This window comes from Veillonella sp. S13054-11 (assembly GCF_002959795.1).
In the GTDB taxonomy this organism is placed as follows: Bacteria; Bacillota; Negativicutes; order Veillonellales; family Veillonellaceae; genus Veillonella; species Veillonella parvula_E.
This window is the reverse complement of the sequence record NZ_PPCY01000005.1, coordinates 77,987-96,857: the sequence shown is the minus strand read 5'-3', so window position 1 is coordinate 96,857 and position 18,871 is coordinate 77,987. Positions and strand designations below refer to the sequence as shown.

19 protein-coding genes are annotated in these 18,871 nt (G+C 38.8%); 18 read left to right on the top strand and 1 reads right to left on the bottom strand.

Going from position 1 to position 18,871, the window contains the following annotated elements:
* Window positions 1–12 precede the first annotated feature (12 nt).
* The gene (locus tag VPHSUH08_RS05800) at window positions 13–1,218 is read right to left on the bottom strand and encodes an MFS transporter (protein ID WP_024061821.1); all 1,206 of its coding nucleotides are present in this window, start codon (window positions 1,216–1,218) and stop codon (window positions 13–15) included.
* Window positions 1,219–1,971: 753 nt separating this feature from the next.
* Between VPHSUH08_RS05800 and rplM the strand changes: the two genes are divergently transcribed.
* From rplM to VPHSUH08_RS05705, 18 genes are all read left to right on the top strand, one after another.
* Entirely contained in the window at window positions 1,972–2,412 is a 441-nt protein-coding gene (gene rplM, locus VPHSUH08_RS05790) for a 50S ribosomal protein L13 (RefSeq protein WP_004695186.1), read from the top strand.
* 20 nt (window positions 2,413–2,432) lie between these two features.
* A complete protein-coding gene (rpsI, locus tag VPHSUH08_RS05785) occupies window positions 2,433–2,825 on the top strand; it encodes a 30S ribosomal protein S9 (protein WP_004695188.1) in 393 nt (130 codons plus the stop codon).
* Between the two features lie 161 nt (window positions 2,826–2,986).
* Window positions 2,987–3,625, top strand: coding sequence for a hypothetical protein (locus tag VPHSUH08_RS05780; RefSeq protein WP_105087008.1), 639 nt, complete (start codon window positions 2,987–2,989; stop codon window positions 3,623–3,625).
* A 143-nt stretch (window positions 3,626–3,768) separates the two neighbouring features.
* The gene (locus tag VPHSUH08_RS05775) at window positions 3,769–4,560 is read left to right on the top strand and encodes an enoyl-CoA hydratase (protein ID WP_004695189.1); all 792 of its coding nucleotides are present in this window, start codon (window positions 3,769–3,771) and stop codon (window positions 4,558–4,560) included.
* Between the two features lie 171 nt (window positions 4,561–4,731).
* Window positions 4,732–5,487 carry a 6-phosphogluconolactonase gene (gene pgl, locus VPHSUH08_RS05770; RefSeq protein WP_105087007.1) on the top strand — a complete coding sequence of 252 codons (756 nt, stop codon included), beginning with the start codon at window positions 4,732–4,734 and terminating at the stop codon, window positions 5,485–5,487.
* Between the two features lie 36 nt (window positions 5,488–5,523).
* Window positions 5,524–5,766 (top strand): twin-arginine translocase TatA/TatE family subunit, encoded by a 243-nt coding sequence (locus tag VPHSUH08_RS05765; protein WP_008602548.1) that lies wholly within the window; start codon window positions 5,524–5,526, stop codon window positions 5,764–5,766.
* A gap of 14 nt (window positions 5,767–5,780) precedes the next feature.
* On the top strand, window positions 5,781–6,089 hold the full coding sequence (locus VPHSUH08_RS05760; protein ID WP_105087006.1) for a heavy-metal-associated domain-containing protein: 309 nt from the start codon (window positions 5,781–5,783) through the stop codon (window positions 6,087–6,089).
* 68 nt (window positions 6,090–6,157) lie between these two features.
* The gene (locus VPHSUH08_RS05755) at window positions 6,158–6,601 is read left to right on the top strand and encodes a cupin domain-containing protein (protein WP_004696849.1); all 444 of its coding nucleotides are present in this window, start codon (window positions 6,158–6,160) and stop codon (window positions 6,599–6,601) included.
* A gap of 16 nt (window positions 6,602–6,617) precedes the next feature.
* On the top strand, window positions 6,618–8,021 hold the full coding sequence (locus VPHSUH08_RS05750) for a DASS family sodium-coupled anion symporter (RefSeq protein ID WP_105087005.1): 1,404 nt from the start codon (window positions 6,618–6,620) through the stop codon (window positions 8,019–8,021).
* A 535-nt stretch (window positions 8,022–8,556) separates the two neighbouring features.
* Window positions 8,557–10,227: a dihydroxy-acid dehydratase gene (gene ilvD / locus VPHSUH08_RS05745; protein ID WP_105087004.1), complete on the top strand. Its 1,671-nt coding sequence runs from the start codon at window positions 8,557–8,559 to the stop codon at window positions 10,225–10,227.
* A gap of 42 nt (window positions 10,228–10,269) precedes the next feature.
* The gene (gene ilvA / locus VPHSUH08_RS05740; RefSeq protein WP_105087003.1) at window positions 10,270–11,493 is read left to right on the top strand and encodes a threonine ammonia-lyase; all 1,224 of its coding nucleotides are present in this window, start codon (window positions 10,270–10,272) and stop codon (window positions 11,491–11,493) included.
* 18 nt (window positions 11,494–11,511) lie between these two features.
* Window positions 11,512–13,221 carry a biosynthetic-type acetolactate synthase large subunit gene (ilvB, locus tag VPHSUH08_RS05735; RefSeq protein WP_012864743.1) on the top strand — a complete coding sequence of 570 codons (1,710 nt, stop codon included), beginning with the start codon at window positions 11,512–11,514 and terminating at the stop codon, window positions 13,219–13,221.
* Complete coding sequence (ilvN, locus tag VPHSUH08_RS05730; protein ID WP_004695208.1) at window positions 13,221–13,709, top strand: acetolactate synthase small subunit; 489 nt, start codon at window positions 13,221–13,223, stop codon at window positions 13,707–13,709. Before ilvB ends, ilvN begins: the two co-directional genes overlap by 1 nt.
* Before the next feature lie 11 nt (window positions 13,710–13,720).
* Window positions 13,721–14,506: an ABC transporter ATP-binding protein gene (locus tag VPHSUH08_RS05725; RefSeq protein WP_105087002.1), complete on the top strand. Its 786-nt coding sequence runs from the start codon at window positions 13,721–13,723 to the stop codon at window positions 14,504–14,506.
* A gap of 141 nt (window positions 14,507–14,647) precedes the next feature.
* Window positions 14,648–15,655 carry a ketol-acid reductoisomerase gene (gene ilvC, locus VPHSUH08_RS05720; protein WP_004695212.1) on the top strand — a complete coding sequence of 336 codons (1,008 nt, stop codon included), beginning with the start codon at window positions 14,648–14,650 and terminating at the stop codon, window positions 15,653–15,655.
* A 173-nt stretch (window positions 15,656–15,828) separates the two neighbouring features.
* Window positions 15,829–16,290, top strand: coding sequence for a DUF3290 family protein (locus tag VPHSUH08_RS05715; protein ID WP_012864742.1), 462 nt, complete (start codon window positions 15,829–15,831; stop codon window positions 16,288–16,290).
* Between the two features lie 12 nt (window positions 16,291–16,302).
* Entirely contained in the window at window positions 16,303–17,022 is a 720-nt protein-coding gene (locus tag VPHSUH08_RS05710; RefSeq protein ID WP_105087001.1) for a DUF421 domain-containing protein, read from the top strand.
* Window positions 17,023–17,142: 120 nt separating this feature from the next.
* Window positions 17,143–18,870 (top strand): radical SAM protein, encoded by a 1,728-nt coding sequence (locus VPHSUH08_RS05705; protein WP_105087000.1) that lies wholly within the window; start codon window positions 17,143–17,145, stop codon window positions 18,868–18,870.
* The last annotated feature ends 1 nt before the right edge of the window (window position 18,871 follow it).

The window sequence follows — 18,871 nt, the reverse complement described above, 5'->3', positions numbered from 1 at the left end:
TTATCATAAAATCTATCTTTCTTGGTTTAATCGAGTATAGCCTATTATAATAACTGTGCTTATAATTATCCCCAGTCCACATATAAAAAATATATCATGTAGCGGTAATATATTTGCTAAGTTTGTAAATATAGTTATTGATAATATTGATCCAATAGAGAAGCCTGTACTTACAGAACCGCTAGCTAATGTTAACTCTTCCTGTGAAAAAATAGATTGTATATATGCATGAACTAAAACAACGGCTGTAAATAATAATATTTCAGATATACTATATAGAATATAAAGTTGTTCTATTGTTTCTATATAGCCTATGCAAAAAATACTTCCTCCATATAGTATAAAAAGAGGGAACAAAACTTTTTTAAAACTCGTTGCTAAGTTAATAGTAAAATATTTAGCAAGAAGTCCAAAAATAATGAATGATGCCAATCTAGAGATTGTTTGTGTATATCCATACTGACTATCAGTTAAATGTAAGATATCTTTAATAAATATTAATAGTAGAATTGGAATACACATATAAAATATTCTAGCTAATATACCCAAATAAACTATAAAATTAATTTTTTTATTTAGGAATAATAATTTATATCCTTTTATTAAAAGTTGAATGCGGTCATATATGCTTTGTCTAATAGTTTTTTGGGAGATAGTTGAGTGTGATTGTATTCTCACATTTCTATTTAATCGATAAAGTAGGTAGGCTGAAATAATATAAGTAATTGCATCAATAACAAACACCATCGTTAAAGAGTAATTAATTATAACGCTAAATAATAAGGAACCACTTATCAATGCAAAACGATTAATAGACCGGAGCAGTGCATTAAATTTGACTAGATCATTTGTTATATTAGGTATAAAAGAAAGTCTAGCGATTCCTAAAATTTTATTATTAAAACCTATAAGAAAAGCTATGATATATACTAAATAAAGGTTATCTATGAAAACAAAAATTAATAATATAAAACCCGAAACTATTTCAGGAACTACCATAGACCACATTAAGCCTTTTTCTTTTACCAGTATCCCTAAAAATGGGCCTAATAACATTCCAACTAATAATGTTGCTATCGTAACTGCCCCTGTATTAAAGGGACTGTGGGTGGTATTAAATATATATGTTATAAAGCCTAGTGTTGTTGCTGTGCTTCCCATTGTCGAAAAAAATAGAGCACTATTTAAGAAAAATGAGTTCTTATTTTCTAGATTCATATTATCATCTCCTAGATTATAGAAGTACAGATATAATATGTATTGTTTTACAAAATCTAAACTAAACTTTTATCAATTTCTGATATTATATATTCATAATTCTATATAAATATATAAATTTCCTGCACAATATAAAGTAATATGTAATATAAGTAGGTTTCTGCTAATGAAAGATAATAAAGGGAACAATTCATTTTTATTATTTAGAGGAGATACTAATGGATTTTATACGTGTTGAGTTAGAAGAAAAATATTTTGCAGATGTTGAGCCTTGGGAAGAGTATATAGCTTTTAGTGTATATATCAAAAGTGGAGACTTTTCTGGTTGAGGTACATTTGTTTATACTGTAAATGAATTTAGAGAATTAATCAGTCAACTCAAATTAATATATATAACATTAGATGGAGACATTCGTATTGCTTATGATGATTCGGATGATTATGTCCATATTATATGTAAATCATATGGACAGATAAAAGTAGAAGCTCAATTAGGAGGCAGTTGGCGTGATAATTGGGTTAAACTTCTTCTTAATACTGATCAGACCGTATTGAATAAGGTAATACAGCAATGTAATTCTATATTAAAAAATTAATTTGATGACAGCATATAACCACTAAATTTTAATTGACACAAACCCATAAAATCTGTATACTATTTTGAGTAAGCTTTAGTCGTGTTTCCATTAGCCCCGGAAGCAAAGGACAAGCTGATTTTGGTAGAATTATGACGTTATTAGGAGGATATGCAGCATGAAAACTACATATATGGCCAATCCGAACACAATCGAACGGAAATGGTATGTTGTTGACGCTGAAGGTAAAACTTTAGGACGCCTTGCTGCCGAAGTTGCAAAAGTTCTTCGGGGCAAAAATAAACCAACTTTCACACCACACGTAGACACTGGTGACCATGTGATCGTTGTAAACGCTGAAAAAATTCGCGTAACTGGTAAAAAATTGGAACAAAAGGAATACTTCCGTCACTCTGGTTACCCAGGTGGTTCCCGTTTCACTAAATTGTCCATGATGCTTGAAAAACAACCTGAACGTGTTGTTGAAATGGCAGTTCGTGGTATGCTTCCAAAAAATAAATTGGGTGCACAACAATACCGCAAATTAAACGTATACGCTGGTCCTGAGCATCCACATGCAGCTCAAAAACCAGAAGTGTTAGAAATTTCCGTACGATAATCTAGAGGGAGGAATATATAATGGCAGTAGCACAATATTACGGCACTGGTCGTAGAAAATCTTCCGTTGCTAGAGTTCGTCTGGTACCGGGAACAGGTAAAATCACTGTTAATAAACGTGAACTTAATGATTATTTCGGTCGCCAAACTTTGGAATTGATCGTAAAACAACCTTTGAATTTGACTAACACAGTTGAACAATATGATGTTATCGCAACTGTAGCTGGTGGCGGTCCTTCCGGTCAAGCTGGTGCAATTCGTCACGGTATTTCCCGTGCGTTATTGGACGTAGATGGTGAACTTCGTCAATCTTTGAAAAAAGCTGGCTTCTTGACTCGTGACCCACGTATGAAAGAACGTAAAAAATACGGTCTTAAAAAAGCCCGCAAAGCAAGCCAATTCTCCAAACGTTAATATTTGGAATACAGGATATTACACCTGCAGACAATGTCTGCAGGTGTTTTTGCATTTTGGGTAGAAATATTTTAAAGTAATAGTATATAGTTTTATTGGCAGAATTATTTGTTTTTAATTTATTTCTTTCATCAATAAATAATTTAATAAAGGGGAATATCATGATTTTTGTAGCTTGTATTATTGGGATTTTCATTTTAGCAAGTTTTATTGGTAGGAAAAATAATGATAGTATAATTTTAAAATCTCTATTGTTATTATTGATAATTTTTGGCTTTTATCAATTTGTTTTACTTTTAATAGAATATATTCCCCCATTTATTATCTTTATAATTACTTTTTTACATACGATGACATCAACTCTTGATGCAGTAGTTTTAGTTGCTTTGATTACAGGTGGGATAACTTTACTAAATTCCTTTTATTCTAAGTATTCTGAATCAAAGAATAAACGAAGAGAATATTTATCCTCAAAAAGAGAAACACCATATTCTGAATTTATAGAATTGATTAATAAAGTATCTCAACAAGGAAATAATAACTGTATATATAGTGAAGAAGATATGCTTAAAGATATAAGTAGCTTTAATAGTAAATTGATACTATGGGGTTCTCCAAATGTTGTAAAAAAGTGGAATGCCTTTCGTAAAAACTCACTTCAAAATAATTCTGAAAATACTTTAATTCTTATTGAAGATGTGATGAATGAAATGCGTAAAGATCTAGGTGTTAAATCGGTTGAAAAGGGAGGATTATTATCAATTTTTATAAATGATATTGAGAAAATACTTGAAAAATAATGCGGGTATAAATAATAATTAGATTTAATATATTGGGAGTAAATCGATATTTAATTCAATTATTTACATGGCGATTTAATTCTCCTATAATAGAGATATAATCGAATTTTTTCGAAAATAGCTTTTCATATAGGAGAACTCATATGATTTATAATACAATTCAGTACGTAGTGGACAACGGCATTGGTACGTTGACGTTTAATCGTCCAACTGTAGCCAATGGTTTTAATATCGAGATGTGCAAGGAGATTCTTGAGGTCTTAGATAAGGCTCATAATGATGAAAGTGTTCGTGCATTGCTTATCAATGCAGAGGGTAAGGTATTCTCTGCGGGTGGCGATTTAACAGAGATGGAGCGCGCTGTAAACGAAGGGGATACTGAGTCTTTATTTGAAATTGTTGAGCTGGTAGCTGAGATTTCTATGGCTATGAAGAAGTTACCAAAACCTGTTATCATGAGCCTTCAAGGGGCTGCAGCAGGTGCTGCCTTTAATATGGCTTTGGCGGCGGACTTTGTTGTGGCTGCTAATAACGTACGCTTTATTCAAGCCTTCGTAAATGTAGGTCTTGCTCCTGATGCAGGCGGTTTATTCCTACTAACTCGCTCTATTGGTATGAACCGTGCTATGCATATTGTTATGACCGGTGAAGCCGTATCTGCTGAAAAGGGTAAGGAACTTGGCTTTGTGTATAAGGTTTGTGAATTAGAAGATTTAGAGACTGCTACAAGACGCCTTGTTGAGAAGTTGGCAAAAGGACCTGCACAATCTTATCGAGTTATGAAGGAAATGATGTGGAATAGCTTCTTAGCTGGCTGGGAAGAGTACAAGAAGTTTGAAGTAGAAAACCAATGTGCATTAGGTCTTTCAGAGGACTTCAAAGAAGGTGTACGTGCTTTCACAGAGCGTCGCCGTCCTAAATTTGGTCAACAATAATATTGATTTATGAATATACGGAATGGAATTTCCTGTAATTCATAGGTAAATACAAATATAATTAGAACCGATGTGGCTCCAACTATTGAGTTACATCGGTTTTTGCTTTCATTACAGCGAAAAAGTGTATATAATAGAACTATTATAATAGTTTTAGGAGGTCATTATTACATGGCTCAAGATACAATTAAATGTTATGACAGTCCTAGCGATGTTGTTCAAGCCTTGGCTGAGGATTTTATTGCTTTCACCAATGAGGAAATCAATCGCACTGAAACGTGCATAGTTGGTATCACGGGAGGGACTGTTATTAATGGTTTATTAGAATTGCTTAATTCCCCAGAATATATAGAGCGCCTTAATTGGGAACGCATATTCTTTGTGTGGACTGATGAGCGATTCTTGCCGCAATCTCATGAGGATAATTACTTCAATCGCGTGAAACCTTATTTGTTGTGCAAGGCGAAAGGGGCGGCTCATTTCTTGTCAATCAATACAGATTCTAAAACTGTAATAGAAGCGGCAGCGGAATACGAGAAAGAGGTTAAGAATGTTCTCAAGGCTTGTAAAAAAAGCGGCCTAGATTTGGCATTGCTCGATCTTGGCGAAGATGGTCATACAGCCGGTCTATTTGCAGGTTCTCATGCATTGCGTGTCACAGATCAAGAGGTGGTAGCTGTTGAGGATGGAAAGGTGTGGGAACGTATTTCTATGACCTTTTCGTTCTTAGCAAAATCTGATGCGGTTTGGTTTACCGTAACTGGTGAAAGTAAGCGAACTGCTTTGACAAAGGTATTGTATCAACGCGAAGATTACGAGGATTTACCTTGGGAAAAACGCATTGGTCGTGTATTGCCTGGAGCGGTGCTTTCACAAGAAGCTATGACCTGGTATGTGGACAAGGCAGCCTATGATGATGTACACTAAAGAGTATAAGTAGTAGTAAAAATAAAGGAGATACATATGGGGTCTATAGGAACACCTGAATTAATAGTTATATTAGTGATTGCTCTAGTTATCTTCGGACCTGGTAAATTGCCTGAAGTCGGTAAAGCTATTGGTAAAGGCATCAATGAGTTTAAAGATGCTATTTCGGGGCCTAAAAAGGCTGTTGATGAAACGAAAGAAGCCGTTAAGAAAGCGACTACTATCGATGTGACAGCAGGGGCTAAGAACGACGATAAACATAAAGAAGCTAAGGATTAATAGGAGGTAACACTATGTGCAAAGATTGTGGTTGTGGCGAAGATAATGGCGTTGTAACAAAGGTATTTACTGTACCGGGGATGATGTGCAACAACTGTAAAGAAACAGTTGAAGGTGCATCTCTAGGTTTGCCTGGCGTATTAAGTGCAGAAGTAGATTTGCCAGAAAAGACAGCTACCGTTTCTTTTGATCCAACAAAAGCATCTGTAGAAGTTATTACAAAAGCCATTGAACGAACTGGCTTTGAAGTGACAGGCGTTGCAGACGGTGTACAAAAACATAGTCATGGATTACTAGGCACTTTGAAACGTCTCTTCAAATAATCGAACCGATGGAGCTGTATTGAAACCTTGTTTCGATGCAGCCCTTTTTTGTTTAAAGAGGTAATACGATGATACGTAAGTTTGATGCTAAAAATTTTAAGTGGGATGGTATTGAAACCTTGGTATATAAACAAGATGGTAGTCCTTTTAAAGATGTAACACGTCAAGTATTATATGATGGTGCTTATGATATTCCGTGTCAATTCCGCTATTTTGAATGTTTGCCAGGGGGATATTCTACCTTGGAGTATCACGATCATACGCATATGGTTATGATATTTCGCGGCAAGGGGCAAGTCTTATTGGGCGATGAAATCCACGATGTAGAAGCTGGTGATTTTATCGAAATTCCAGGCAAAACAATTCATCAGTTCCGTGCTAATAAGGGTGATTATATTGGTTTTCTTTGCTTGGTAAATCAAGATCGAGATAAGGTAAAGTTATTATCCCCTGAAGAGATGGAAATGTTACGAGCAAATCCTAAGATCAAAGAATTCTTGGAAAGTTGTTAAGCCTGATGGAGGTTCTATGAATACTTTTACACGAGCGGCCCTTACCGTTTTAGTGGGCCTCGTTATTTGGTTTTTACCTCATACAGAGGCAATCAAGCCTGAAGGTTGGCATTTATTAGCTATCTTTACGGCTACTATTGTGGGCTTTATCTTACGTCCCTGGCCAACGGGCATTATGGCGCTTTTTGGTATTGTTGTAGCCGTAGCCACTAATTCCATCACTATGGTACAGGCTCTAGGTGGCTATGCAGAGGCGAATGTGTGGCTTATCGTAGCGGCGGTATTCTTTTCACGAGGTATTATTAATTCTGGTCTTGGTAAGCGTATTGCGTACACCTTGATTCGTTCTTTTGGCACAAGCTCATTAAAGCTTGCCTATGCGTTGGCTTGTACGGACTTGATTATTTCTCCAGCTACACCATCTAATACGGCGCGTGGAGGTGGTATTGTATTCCCCATCGTACAAAATATTTCCTTAGCTTTTGGTTCTGAACCTTATGCTAATACGGCCCGCCGCATTGGGGCGTACTTGATGACGACAGCACATACTATTAACACTATTACTGTGACAATCTTCTTGACCGCATGTAGCGGTAATTTGCTTATTACGTCTTTAGGTGCTAAACTGTTTGGCTATGATATATCTTGGTGGGAATGGTTCCAAGCAGGTGTCATTCCTGGTGTGATTTGTATGATTTTGATGCCTTGGTTCATCTATAAAATCTATCCACCAGAAATCAAGGAAACACCAGAGGCTGCTGCAATGGCTCAAAAAGAACTAGAGGCTCTTGGACCTATTACGAAGGCTGAAATTTCTGTTGCTATTATCTTTGTACTTTGCATCTTGCTTTGGGCTACAGCAATTTGGACTAAGCTTCATCCTACAGTTGTTGCGATGATGGGTGTTCTAGCGTGTGTTGTAACAGGATCCCTTACGTGGGAGGATATTTTGGGTGAACGCACCGGCTGGGATATCCTCATCTGGATGGGTACGCTTGTGGGCATGGCTGGACTGCTTGGTAAACTCGGTGTAGTAGCTGTCTTTGCAGATTTTGTAAGTCAACATTTAGCTGGCTTTGACTGGTTCTGGGCATCCTTTATCATTTCCGCTACCTTTGTGTACTCTCAGTACTTCTTTGCCAGTGGTACGGCGCGTATTACAGCTTTATTCTCCGCCTTTGCAGCTATTTTAGTGGCGATGGGGGCTCCTATTCCGTTTACGATATTGCTCTTTGGTTTGATGAACAGCCCTGGTTGTACATTGACTCACTATAGTTCAGGTGTAACACCGATCTTCTTCGGTGCTGGTTATGTGCCACAAGGTACGTGGTGGCGCGTAGGCCTTGCCATTTCTGTGGTAAGTTTCCTCATTCATTTCTGGGGCGGCACTTTTGGCATGTGGCTCTTTGGTATTTTATAATATATTCAATCCCTCACTACGGTGAGGGATTTTTCTTGTTATATCTATATTTTTTATACCTTACTAGGTTTGCTATAGTTTTTGGATATGGTGAACTTCATAAAAAAACTATGATGAATCTATAGAATTTATTGTGAATTATCTTGCGCGGGATAATATAACGTGTTATTATTATTCCGTGATTATTATTACAGAATATTTTAGGAGGAAACATGTTAGGTTTAGTCATTAGCTTATTGATTATTGCGCTAGTCGTGATTATTAATGACATTCGAATTATGAACAACAACTTAACACGTTTTTGTCTTAGAAGTTCCGCGAATGGTTTAATATACAATCAATAAGATTTGACTATATGGTTTGTTTCTTATGTGTATATTTTCCAAGGGGTACATAGGATTATTTATGTATATAGGAATTCTGTAAACAAAAGGAATATCATTTGTAAACTTTTAAGACGATTCATTGGAATCGTCTTTTTTTATGCGTCGTGAAAGCTGTCCAAGTGGATGCTTTCAAAAGTGAGGAGATTAACATGAGTTGTAGAAGTGACAATTTGAAAACAGGCGTAGCACGTGCACCACACAGATCTTTACTAAAAGCTCTGGGTTTCGTTGATGAAGAAATGGGGAGACCAGTCATCGGTATTGCCAACTCTTTCAATGAAATCATCCCTGGTCACGTAGGCCTGAAAAATATTGTACAAGCCGTAAAAGACGGCATCCGCAACGCAGGTGGTGTGCCAATCGAGTTCAATACTATCGGTATTTGCGATGGTTTGGCAATGAACCATATCGGCATGAAATACTCCTTAGTTACACGTAATATCATTGCAGATTCTATCGAAGCTACTGCTATGGCTACACCATTCGATGCGATGGTATTCATTCCAAATTGCGATAAGGTAGTGCCAGGCATGTTGATTGCAGCTGCTCGCCTTAATATCCCATCTGTATTCGTATCTGGTGGGGCCATGCTCGCTGGTGTACATAAAGGTAAAAAAATTGGTTTGTCCGACGTATTCGAAGCCGTAGGCAAACATCAAACTGGTGAAATGGATGATGCTGAGTTAGCTGATATCGAAAATACGGCATGTCCTACATGTGGTTCTTGCTCTGGTATGTATACGGCAAATACAATGAACTGCTTAACAGAAGCTCTCGGTATGGGCCTTCCTGGCAATGGTACAATCCCAGCGGTATATTCTGAACGTTTGCGTTTAGCTAAGTTAGCTGGTATGCAAGCGGTAGAGATATTAAAAGCAAACCTTCGCCCTAAAGATATTATGACTCGTGAAGCCTTTGAAAATGCGGTAGCTCTTGATATGGCTTTGGGCGGTTCCTCTAATACGGCGCTTCATTTACCGGCTATTGCTCACGAAGCAGGTGTACCATTATCCTTAGACGATTTTGATCGCATCGCTCAAAATACACCTCAATTATCTAAATTATCTCCATCTGGCGTATACTTCATTGAAGACTTGTACGCTGCAGGTGGTGTATCTGCCGTGTTGAAACGTTTAGCAGAAAATGGTCGCCTTCATACAGATTGCAAAACTGTTGCTCTTAAAACACAAGGTGAAATTGCAGCGGCAGCTCATGTTGTGGATGAAGATGTTATTCACCCATGGGATAATCCAGTACATGAAACTGGTGGTATCGCGGTTCTTAAAGGTAACCTTGCTGTAGATGGTTCCGTTGTAAAAGCCGGTGCCGTAGATGCAGATATGCTTGTTCACTCTGGTCCAGCAAAGGTATTCAACAGTGAAGAAGAAGCGGTTGAAGCTATTACAGGCGGTAAAATCGTGAAAGGTGATGTTGTAGTTATCCGTTACGAAGGCCCTAAAGGCGGTCCTGGTATGCGTGAAATGTTGACTCCAACATCTATGATTGCCGGTATGGGTCTCGATAAAGATGTAGCATTGTTGACAGATGGACGCTTCTCCGGTGCTACTCGTGGTGCGTCCATCGGACATGTATCTCCAGAAGCAGCTGCAGGCGGCACCATTGCTATCGTTGAAAATGGTGATATTATCAACATCGATATTCCAAACGGTAAATTGGAACTAGCTGTATCTGATGATGAAATCGCTCGTCGTAAAGCTGCATTGAAACCGTTCAAATCCAATGTAACTGGATATCTTAAAAAATACGCTCTTCACGTATCCTCTGCTGCACAAGGTGCTATCGAAGTATTTGAAGACTAATACTAGACTTTCATTTAATACTAACTAGAGGAGATAGTGTACATGCACAAATTATATGATTTTATGGAGGCTCGAGAGCGATTAAGCACAATCACAGTGAAAACGAAATTGCTTCACAGCGATGTGTTCTCCGACGAGTGTGGCAATAATGTATATATCAAGCCAGAAAACTTGCAAATAACAGGCTCTTTTAAGGTTCGTGGAGCTTATAATAAAATTGCAAAGCTGACAGAAGAAGAAAAGGCGCGCGGTGTTATCGCTGCGTCTGCCGGTAATCATGCACAAGGCGTGGCCCTTGCTGCGAAACGCCTTGGCATTAAAGCGACTATTGTCATGCCGAAACATACCCCTCTTATCAAGGTGAATGCTACAAAACAATACGGTGCAGATGTTGTACTATTTGGCGAGATTTATGACGAAGCCTATCAAAAGGCGATGGAGTTGCAGAAAGAGCATGGCTATGTGTTCGTTCATCCGTTTAATGATGAAGATGTCATCGAAGGGCAAGGTACTATTGCCCTTGAGGTTCTTGATGAATTACCTGATGCGGATATTTTGCTCGTTCCTGTTGGGGGCGGTGGTATCGTATCTGGTATTGCTGCTGCTGCGAAATTAAAAAATCCGCGCGTTAAGATTATCGGTGTAGAACCAGAAGGTGCAGCGAGTGCCCTAGCTGCCTTAAAGGCTGATCATCCTGTACCTCTCGATGAAGTGGCGACGATTGCAGATGGTACGGCAGTACGCCAAATTGGGGAAACTACATTAGAATATATCAAACAATATGTAGATGAAATTATTACCGTTTCTGATTATGAATTGATGGAAGCATTTTTATTGCTTGTTGAAAAACATAAGTTAGTAGCCGAAAATTCCGGTATTTTACCACTCGCTGGTCTTAAGAAATTAGAGTGCCGCGATAAAAAGGTGGTAGCTATCGTCAGCGGTGGTAATATCGACGTACTTACTATATCGTCCATGATTAATAAAGGTCTCGTATTGCGTGGTCGTATCTTTACCTTCTCCGTTAATCTTCCTGATAAACCAGGCCAGTTAGTGGCTGTATCTAAAATGTTAGCCGATGCAGATGCAAATGTTATTAAACTTGACCATAATCAGTTCAAAAACCTTGACCGTTTCCATGAAGTGGAATTGCAAGTAACGGTAGAAACAAATGGTGAAGAGCATATCCAACACATTATTGATACTTTCAAACATAATGGTTACATTATTAAACGATTAAATTCCAGCGAGATTTTATCTGAATAGCTGGGTGAAAGGGTTCCTATGAGCGCAGAAACAATCAATGGGGCACGCATTGTCCTTGAAACTTTGCATCGCCTTGGTGTAACCGATATGTTCGGTTATCCAGGTGGTGCGGTAATTCCAATTTATGATGAAATATATAGCTTCCCTGAAATTAAACATTACTTCGTCCGTCATGAACAAGGTGCTGCACATGCGGCAGATGGCTATGCTCGCGTATCTGGTCGCGTAGGTGTATGTCTTGCTACGTCTGGTCCTGGCGCAACGAATCTTGTGACAGGTATTATGACTGCGTACATGGATTCCGTACCTATGGTGGCCATTACTGGTCAGGTTGGACGGCCCTTTATCGGTAAGGACTCCTTTCAAGAGGCGGATATCCAAGGTATTACGATGCCTATAACCAAGCATAACTATCTTGTTCAAGATATTCATGATTTGCCTCGCATCATTAAAGAGGCGTATTTTATTGCTGGTACAGGTCGCCCAGGCCCTGTACTTATCGATATTCCGAAGGATATTCAAACAGAAAAAATATCCATGGCGGAATACAACAAATTGTACGAAGTACCTATTCATCTTGAAGGCTATGATCCAACCTATAAAGGTCATCAAGGTCAAATCAAAAAAGCAGCTACTCTCATCAAAAATGCAAAGCGCCCACTTATCATTGCTGGGGCAGGTGTATTAAAGTCTGGTGCTATGGATGAGCTTAAAGAATTAGCTGAAAAGGCTCAAATCCCGGTGACGAATACATTAGTTGGTCTTGGTGGCTTCCCAGGAGATCACGAGTTGGCTCTTGGTATGGTTGGTATGCACGGTTCTGTTGCAGCTAATAATAGTACAGATGAGGCAGATCTCGTGATTGCTGCAGGGATTCGTTTCCATGACCGCATCACAGGCCATCCAGATTTCTTCTGTAAAAAAGCTAAAATTATTCATATCGATATCGACCCAGCTGAAATTGATAAGAATGTTACAATCAACGTGCCTATCGTAGGGGATTTGAAACAGGTATTAACGGAGCTTAATGCTCTTGTAGAACCTACAACGCATGAAGCGTGGCTTGAGCAAATCCGAGAATGGCAAGCGGAATACCCTATGGTAATCCCTGAGTCTAAAAATGGTGTATTACATGCACAATATGTGTTATCTGAGCTTAATAAAATTGCTAAGGATGATGCCATAATCGTAAGTGATGTAGGCCAACATCAAATGTGGGCGGCTCAATTCTTAACTCATAAAAAACCTCATACTATCGTTACCTCTGGCGGTGCGGGTACCATGGGGTATGGTTTGCCGGCGGCTATTGGGGCTCAAGTAGGGGCGCCTAAGAAACAAGTTATCCTTGTTGTCGGTGATGGCGGGTTCCAAATGACTTGTGAAGAGCTCATGATGGTTCGCCAATATAATTTGCCAATCAAGATTGTTATTATTAACAACGGCTATCTTGGTATGGTTCGTCAATGGCAAGAAATCTTCAATGATAGACGCTACTCCTATGTGGACTTAGAAGTGAGTCCGAACTTCGTGAAACTCGCAGATGCATTTGACCTAAAAGCAGCTCGTCTAGATAATGTTGAAACTTTCAACAAAGAATTTAAATCATACATTACATCGGATGAAAGCATTGTCTTGGATTGTCGCGTTGAACGAGAGGATAATGTATTGCCAATGATCCCAGCAGGCGGCACGATAAGCGGTATGATGGGTAAGAAAGGGGTGCTATAATGGCGAAAGAACATCAAGTCTTAATCATTGCAAAAAATGCACCGGGTATTGGTACACGTATTTTGGCACTCTTTAACCGTCGTGGCTTTAACGTTACAAAAATGACATCTGGCATTACAAATCAGCCAGGTTATGCACGTATTACTATTACTGTAGAGGCCGATGACCGAATTCTCGATCAAGTGCAAAAACAAATCTACAAGCTTATCGATGTTGTTAAGGTTAAAGTGTTTGAAGATCATGATGTGGTATGCCGTGAGTTAATGCTTATCAAGGTAAAAGCATCTGCTTCTACAAGATCACAAATTGTACAGATTGCCGATGTATATCGTGGTAATGTGTTAGATATTTCTCCTACATCTATGATCATTGAAGTCATTGGCAGTGTAGAAAAATTACGTGGCTTCATTCAAATTATGGAAACTTATGGTATTCTTGAAATTGCCAAAACAGGTATCACCGCTATGAGTCGCGGAGAAAAAATGTAGGAGCTGATAACGTGGGGCGTGAATTACTCCATTATGAAAATGTCTGCTTTCGCCGTGATGGTAGACCTATTTTAGATAATGTAAATTGGCATATAGAGGACGGTGAACATTGGGCCTTATTAGGGCTTAATGGGGCTGGTAAATCAACGCTACTCAGCATGATACCTGCTTATCAAATTCCCACAACGGGTACTTTACGTGTGTTTGGCAAGGAATTTGGTAAATATGCGTGGCCCAAAATCAAGGCTAGACTAGGATTTGTTAGCTCTGCGCTTGGACAATTTCAGTCAACCTTAGATAAACAAGTCGTTGAAGATATCGTTATTTCTGGTGCATTTAGTAGCATTGGTATATACCAAGAGGTAGCACCTGAGGTGCGCCAACGAGGTATGCAATTATTATCTGAATTTGGACTAGACTATTTGGAAGGTCATCGTTTTCGCACCTTATCTGCTGGCGAACAGCGCCGGGTATTGTTAGCGAGGTCTATTATGGCAAATCCAGAATTATTGATTTTGGATGAGCCTTGCTCTGGTTTGGACTTACCAGCGAGGGAGCAGTTTTTACGCACCGTATCCACTTTGGTAGCTGAGCAGCAGACACCGATTATCTATGTGTCACATCAAATTGAAGAGATACTACCATTTATTACTCATGTAGCTATCTTGCGAGAGGGTAAGATGATTCATGCAGGTCCTAAATATAAGGTACTAACTGATGATATTTTATCTGATGTCTTTGGACTTTCCGTACAAGTTGTATGGAAAGATGATCGTCCATGGGTGATGGTTCGGTAGTTATCAAATTTTTTTATCAGAGGCTTAAAACTTGGCTTACTGATAGTAAATTAATGTACGCCACATCTTGCAAAAATTTGTTAGATTGTGTACAGTATATATAATCTATATTCTATTGAATATGTTTGGAGGTTGTCTAATATGGCAGGTAAAATTTTAGGTACTACAGTTTATTATGATGCAGATTGTAATTTAAGCAAATTGGAAGGCAAAAAAATTACAGTGTTAGGTTACGGCTCTCAAGGTCATGCTCATGCATTGAACTTGAAAGAAAATGGTATGGACGTAACAATTGGTCTTCGCGGTGGTTCTTCTAGCTGGAAAGCGGCTGAAGAAGCAGGTCTTACAGTAAAAGAAACTGCAGAAGCCGTTAAAGGCGCTGATATCGTTATGGTATTGATTCCAGACGAATTGCAAGCAGACGTATATGCACAAGATATTGCTCCAAACTTGAAACAAGGTGCGTACTTGGCATTTGCTCATGGCTTTAACATTCACTTTGGTAAAATCGTACCTCGTGAAGACATCAATGTATTCATGGTAGCTCCTAAAGGTCCTGGTCATTTAGTTCGTCGTACATACCAAGAAGGTTCTGGCGTTCCTTGTTTGTACGCTGTAGAAAAAGACCCATCTGGCGATACTGAAGAAGTGGCATTAGCATGGGCATCTGGTATCGGTGGTGGCCGTTCTGGTATTTTGGAAACTAACTTCAAATCCGAAACTGAAACTGACCTCTTTGGTGAACAAGCTGTATTGTGCGGTGGTGTTACTGAGTTGATCAAAACTGGCTTTGAAGTATTAACTGAAGCTGGTTATGAACCTGTTAACGCCTACTTCGAATGCTTGCATGAAATGAAATTAATCGTAGATCTTATCTACGAAGGTGGCTTCCAAAAAATGCGCCACTCCATCTCCAACACTGCTGAATACGGCGATTACCATGCAGGTCCTCGCGTAATCACTGCAGATACTAAAAAAGCTATGGAACAAATCTTGGCGGATATTCAATCTGGTAAATTTGCTGATGAATTCTTAGCAGATTCTAAAAATGGTCAAAAATTCCTTAAAGAACATCGTGAAGCAGCTGCTAATCATCCAATTGAACCAGTTGGCGCAGAACTTCGCAACTTGATGAGCTGGTTAAAATAAGAGTATTACTTAGGTAATCTTTTGTGAGATTATATGCTTATTAAAAGCGACCCCGTAAGGGGTCGCTATTTTTTATCGTTTCTTACATTATTTTGGGCCATCTTGACGATTACATCGAAAATATTGGAATCAAATATGGTATAATAAAAAATAATATTTGAAAGGAGTGTGGCATGGATTTTTACACATTAGCCTATGTTGAAAGTCAGGCTACGGCTGGTCAGACATGGGGATTTATTATAATTGTAGCGGTTCTATTAGCCTTACTCGTGTTGGGCGTACAAGTATTGCGAAATGGTTTTACTAGTCGCTATCGTGACCTGATGATTATATTGTCTTTAATCGTAGTGTTCTTCTTAGGGCTTGAATACCAAGAGTATAATCGGATGAAAACCTATTCTGAGGATTCTTCTCGAATGGCCCAATTTTTACATTCTTTTAGTTCGGATCGTTCTGTGCCGAGTGACCAATTGGCGGTTAACTCCTTAAAGATTCGTAATGGTATGATTTTAAAAGTAAGTGATGTTTACTATGAGGTTCAATTTAATCCAGAATTTTCAACCTATACTATTACACGTGTTTATAAGGTAAGTCCTATAGATCGAATTCATGATAAAGCGGACACATTACCATAAGGAGGACCACATATGACAGAAGCTATGGCCGTCTATGGGATGGTCTTTGCAAAACTCGCCATCGGTCTTTTGGCGATTATTCTACAAATCAATTTAATGGGTAAGGGCAATTTAGCCCCAACCTCTGCTTTAGACCAATTGCAAAACTACGTACTTGGTGGTATTATTGGTGCCATTATTTACAATGATCAAATTGGCATTTTACAATTTATGTTAGTTCTTATTTTATGGACTATCCTCGTAATGACTCTTAAGTTTTTAAAAGGGAATCTTCGTATTTTTAAAGCAATTCTTGATGGTCATCCAGTTATAGTAATCGAAAAAGGTCATATTCTAACAGAAGAATGTATGCGTTATGGTATACAAGCGGCTGAACTTAAATTAAAACTTCGCGCTGCCGGTGTTCAATATGTTACGGATGTTAAGCGTGCCGTATTGGAGCAAAATGGACAGCTTAATGTAGTTCAATTCGGTGAAGATAATATTCGATTTGACCTTATCGATGATGGTCAAATTAATCAGTTTACTCTCGATGTAATTGAAAAAGATAGAGATTGGCTTGAACAAGAAATCCAAGCTCAAGGATACTCTGTTAAGGACATATATATTGCAGAATATAAAGATGGAAAAGTTGTTGTATATCCTTATGAAAGAAAATATCGCCCACAAATTGTAAGCACTCTTAAAAGTAAGACCGCTCATACTAAGGATAAATTGAAATCTAAATTGTAATATCTATTGGTTTTTTATTATAGGCGAAATTAGTATTATCTAATTTTATAGATGTACAAATGATATGTAAAGTGTTATTAAGCCCACTATTCGTAGTGGGCTTATATAGAAAGGAAATTAGTGAATCGTAAAGATTTAATTGATCGATTACAAGAATTATATAAAGATGAAGACAGTCGGATAACAGTAAATCCTCATGCAGGGCAAAAAGTAGCTATCGTTTATCCGAATATATACTTTGTGGGCATGAGTAATCTTGGACTTCATATCATTTATGAGGAAATCAATTTACGAAATGATAGCGTCTGCGAACGGATCTTCTTGCCTGAGAAAAAGGAATTAGAAGCTTACGATAAGACTAAGACTCCGCTTATGAGCGTTGAAACACAAAGGCCTATGCATCAATTTGATGTAGTTGCTTTTGATGTCACCTTTGAAATGGATTATTTCCATATTCCTTTGATGTTGCGCCATGGCCGTGTACCTATCATGGGAAAAGACCGTACCGAATTTGATCCTATCGTTATTGCAGGGGGCCCTTGTGCGACCTTTAACCCTGAGCCTTTTGCCGACTTTATTGATGCTTTCATCATCGGTGAAGGGGAAGGTATCGTCAGTCGCGTACTAGATATCATTCGAGATGGAAAAATGGAAGGCTTGGATCGTCACGCTATTTTACGTCAATTAGCGGATGTATCGGGGGTTTACGTACCATCCTTGTATGTGCCGATTTACAGTGAAGATGGTGAATTTAAAGGCTATGATATTGTCGAGGGCGTACCTAAGACGATTAAACGTCACTTTGAAATGCTCACCAGCGGTGGTGAAACGGTAGTGGCTACGAACTATACTGAATTTGGCGCTATGTATATCATAGAAGTAGCTCGTGGTTGTGGTCGTCACTGTCGCTTTTGTATGGCTGGGTATTGCTTCCGCGTACCGCGTGTACGTCCTTTGGACATTTTGAAAGAAGGCGTAGAGCGCGCAGAAAAACTAGGTAAAAAGGTAGGCCTAATGGGTGCTGCTATCTCGGATTATCCTGAGGTAGATGAACTCGTTAATTATATTCGCTCTAAAGATATGCGTTACTCTTGTGCATCCTTGCGTGCTGATTCGTTAACACAAGCCGTGGTGGATGGACTAGCAGACAGTGGACAAAAGACTATTACCATTGCGCCAGAAACGGGCAGTGAACGTTTGCGTCGCGTCATCAACAAGGGTATCAGTGAAGAGCATTTACAAAATGCAGCTACCTTATCTGCAAAGTCAGGTATTCAGCATATGCGCTTATATATAATGATTGGGCTGCCAACGGAAACCGATGAAGATATTGAGGCTATTGTAGGACTTGCGGAAAGAACGCAAGCTCATATGGAAAAAGTAGGTTGTAAAGGTCGTTTAACGCTCAGCATTAATCCGTTTATTCCGAAACCTTTTACCCCGTTCCAATGGATGGCCATGGACAATCAAAAAACGGTGGAGAAAAAATTACAATATATAAAAAAAGCGTTGCAAAAGAATCGCCGCATGGAGGTTCTTGTAGAGTCCCCTAAAGAGGCATATATTCAAGGGGTTCTTGCTCGTGGAGATCGTCGTTTAGGTGCTGTTATTGCAGCGTGTGCAGCCGATCGAGGTAGTAAATCTTTTAAGTCTGAAATGAAGGCGGCTGGACTAGATATGGACGATATGAACTATCGCGAACGCAGTTTTGATGAATTCTTGCCGTGGAGCCATTTAGACATGGGGATGCAGGAGGGGTATCTTGAAATGGAATGGCAACGATCCCTCGATGAAGCATATACCCCTCCATGTGCAAAAGGTTGTAAACGCTGTGGCGTTTGTAAATAGG

What these genes read in the sequence shown, in the direction of transcription:
- VPHSUH08_RS05715 (WP_012864742.1), top strand. Translation starts at nt 15,829, where the DNA reads ATGGATTTTTACACATTAGCCTATGTTGAAAGTCAGGCTACGGCTGGT.
- ilvB (WP_012864743.1), top strand. Translation starts at nt 11,512, where the DNA reads ATGAGCGCAGAAACAATCAATGGGGCACGCATTGTCCTTGAAACTTTG.
- rpsI (WP_004695188.1), top strand. Translation starts at nt 2,433, where the DNA reads ATGGCAGTAGCACAATATTACGGCACTGGTCGTAGAAAATCTTCCGTT.
- VPHSUH08_RS05760 (WP_105087006.1), top strand. Translation starts at nt 5,781, where the DNA reads ATGTGCAAAGATTGTGGTTGTGGCGAAGATAATGGCGTTGTAACAAAG.
- VPHSUH08_RS05800 (WP_024061821.1), bottom strand. Translation starts at nt 1,218, where the DNA reads ATGAATCTAGAAAATAAGAACTCATTTTTCTTAAATAGTGCTCTATTT.
- ilvC (WP_004695212.1), top strand. Translation starts at nt 14,648, where the DNA reads ATGGCAGGTAAAATTTTAGGTACTACAGTTTATTATGATGCAGATTGT.
- pgl (WP_105087007.1), top strand. Translation starts at nt 4,732, where the DNA reads ATGGCTCAAGATACAATTAAATGTTATGACAGTCCTAGCGATGTTGTT.
- ilvA (WP_105087003.1), top strand. Translation starts at nt 10,270, where the DNA reads ATGCACAAATTATATGATTTTATGGAGGCTCGAGAGCGATTAAGCACA.
- VPHSUH08_RS05710 (WP_105087001.1), top strand. Translation starts at nt 16,303, where the DNA reads ATGACAGAAGCTATGGCCGTCTATGGGATGGTCTTTGCAAAACTCGCC.
- ilvD (WP_105087004.1), top strand. Translation starts at nt 8,557, where the DNA reads ATGAGTTGTAGAAGTGACAATTTGAAAACAGGCGTAGCACGTGCACCA.
- ilvN (WP_004695208.1), top strand. Translation starts at nt 13,221, where the DNA reads ATGGCGAAAGAACATCAAGTCTTAATCATTGCAAAAAATGCACCGGGT.
- VPHSUH08_RS05780 (WP_105087008.1), top strand. Translation starts at nt 2,987, where the DNA reads ATGATTTTTGTAGCTTGTATTATTGGGATTTTCATTTTAGCAAGTTTT.
- VPHSUH08_RS05750 (WP_105087005.1), top strand. Translation starts at nt 6,618, where the DNA reads ATGAATACTTTTACACGAGCGGCCCTTACCGTTTTAGTGGGCCTCGTT.
- VPHSUH08_RS05765 (WP_008602548.1), top strand. Translation starts at nt 5,524, where the DNA reads ATGGGGTCTATAGGAACACCTGAATTAATAGTTATATTAGTGATTGCT.
- VPHSUH08_RS05755 (WP_004696849.1), top strand. Translation starts at nt 6,158, where the DNA reads ATGATACGTAAGTTTGATGCTAAAAATTTTAAGTGGGATGGTATTGAA.
- VPHSUH08_RS05775 (WP_004695189.1), top strand. Translation starts at nt 3,769, where the DNA reads ATGATTTATAATACAATTCAGTACGTAGTGGACAACGGCATTGGTACG.
- rplM (WP_004695186.1), top strand. Translation starts at nt 1,972, where the DNA reads ATGAAAACTACATATATGGCCAATCCGAACACAATCGAACGGAAATGG.